The organism is uncultured Thiodictyon sp., from assembly GCA_903837595.1.
In the GTDB taxonomy this organism is placed as follows: domain Bacteria; phylum Pseudomonadota; class Gammaproteobacteria; order Chromatiales; family Chromatiaceae; genus Thiodictyon.
On the sequence record CAILVI010000064.1, the window covers coordinates 1 to 2,170 of the forward strand.

General features: G+C 65.4%; 2 protein-coding genes. One reads left to right on the top strand and one right to left on the bottom strand.

Annotation, left to right across the window (positions count from 1 at the left end):
- Positions 1 to 923: SulP family inorganic anion transporter (locus QZY44_RS03475; protein WP_295442291.1), on the bottom strand; the 923-nt coding region annotated here is incomplete at its 3' end.
- A 659-nt stretch (positions 924 to 1,582) separates the two neighbouring features.
- On the opposite strand from QZY44_RS03475, the gene QZY44_RS03480 reads away from it, so the two are divergent.
- A complete protein-coding gene (locus QZY44_RS03480; RefSeq protein WP_295442294.1) occupies positions 1,583 to 2,149 on the top strand; it encodes a recombinase family protein in 567 nt (188 codons plus the stop codon).
- Positions 2,150 to 2,170 lie beyond the last annotated feature (21 nt).

Genomic DNA, 2,170 nt, shown 5'->3' on the forward strand with positions numbered 1-2,170 from the left:
CTGCTGATCGGAAAGCCTTGAAAGAACCCGGCGGCCAGGTTGGCGACGCCGAGCCCCACCATTTCCTGATTGGGGTCGACGGTCGTTCCGGTGCGTGCGGCATAGGTACGCGAGAGCACGCTGGTGTCGGCGAACGACACCAGCGCGACGGCGCCGCCGCCAATCAAGACCGGGACCAGATCGTCATAGGTGATCCAAGGGAAGGCGAACGCGGGCAGGCCCCGGGGGAGCGTGCCCAGGACCGGCACGTTGGCGCTCGCCGCCAGGTCCAGCCCCCCGACGATGAGGGTCGCGCCCACCAAGGCGATCAGGATTCCCGGCACGCGCTTGCTGCCCCGCAGCAGAAAGATCACCGCCAGCGTGGCCAGGCCGACCAGCAGCGCGGTCCGGTTCGTCCGCCCGGCCAGCACCGCCTCGACGAAGGCCCGGATGCCCGCCAGTGGACCATCGCCCACAGCCGAGAAGCCGAACAGCTTGGGTAGTTGGCGGATCAGGACGGTCGCCGCAATGCCGTTCATGTATCCGTAGCGGATGGGCTTGGAGAGAAGTTCCGTGACGAATCCCAGGCGTGCCACACCGGCGAGGATGCACAAGGTCCCGGACACGATCGCCATCATGCCCGCCAACGCGATCGCGCGCAGCGGATCACCGCCGGACAACGGCAGGACGACGGCGAGGATGACAGCCGCCAGCGAGGAATCCGGCCCCAGTACCAGGATGCGGCTGGGGCCGAACAGCGCATAGGCCAGCAGCGGGACGATGGTCGCGTAGAGACCATAGATCCCCGGCATGCCGGAGGCCACGGCGTACGCGATACCGACGGGCACCAGCATCGTCGTCAGCACCAGTCCCGCCAGGATGTCGTGACGCAACCAGGCGAGTTCGTACGCACGCAGGGTCTGGAGCCCGGGCAGCCAACGCATCCAGCCACGCTGATCGACGGCCGTCTGCGGTCGCGCAATGCGGCCAGGCGCTGGACGAGGTGGGGGAGAAACTGAATGGCTCATGTGATCGCGCCAGCCTGGAGGGGGAAATCCAACGCTAACACAGTGCCGCTTGCGACGGACATACACAGGGTCCTGGGGAAGGTCGATCGGCGGTGGTTCGGCTGAGGCAGGCCCCGCCCACTTGCTGTCGCCTGCCAGAGGTCGCAAGCAGCCCACTCCATTTCGGTTTCCTTTGCTGGAAGAGTTGACTGCTGCCGAGCCCAGGTGCGGACCGGACGACGCGAGTGCGGGTCACTGGGCTTGTTCGGCAGCGCACAGATTCTAGCCTCCCCCAATGCGTAGCCTACGCAGCCATGGGGATTCCTTTCACGATCGGACAGTTCTACGGCGTCTTTCGCGCCTACAACCTCGCTGTCTGGCCGGCCCAGTGGTTCCTTGTATTGGGGGTTCGAGGCGCAGTGGAACGGAAAACCGGGTTAAGCCTATTTTTGTGTACGTTTCAGAACGTCGGCAGCCAAGATGGGTAGCCAAATAGGATATGGCCAAATAGCATCGGTATTTGCCATTCTTGGCTATACGGGCTAACTTAGCCAAGTTCAGTACACCCATCTTGGCCAGCGCCGACCCCAGAAACGATGAAAGTCGCTCGTATCTACCTGCGCGTCAGCACGGACGAACAGGACCTCACCCGCCAGGTCGAGATCGAGCACAGCACGCGCGCGGCCGGCTACTACGTTGCCGGTGTCTACCGTGAGAAGGCCTCCGGTGCGCGCGCCGATCGGCCGGAACTCCTGCGGATGATCGCCGACCTGCAACCGGGAGAGGTGGTCGTCGCCGAGAAGATCGACCGCATCAGCCGGCTGCCGTTGGCCGAAGCCGAGCAACTGGTCGGTGCGATCCGCGCCAAGGGCGCGCGGCTGGCCGTACCGGGCGTGGTCGACCTCTCCGAGGTGGCCGCCGCTGCCGACGGGGTGGCCAAGATCGTCCTGGAGTCGGTGCAGGAACTGCTGCTCAAGCTCGCCCTGCAAATGGCGCGCGACGACTACGAGACCCGCCGCGAGCGGCAGCGCCAGGGCGTGCAATTGGCCAAGGCGTCCGGCAAGTACACCGGGCGCAAAGCAGACACCACGACACACCAACGCATCCTGGTCCTGCGCCGCGCGGGTCACACGATCCAGAAGACCGCCGAACGAGAAGGATGAGTCGTGCGAGCAGAGCGAGCC

What these genes read in the sequence shown, in the direction of transcription:
- QZY44_RS03480 (WP_295442294.1), top strand. Translation starts at nt 1,583, where the DNA reads ATGAAAGTCGCTCGTATCTACCTGCGCGTCAGCACGGACGAACAGGAC.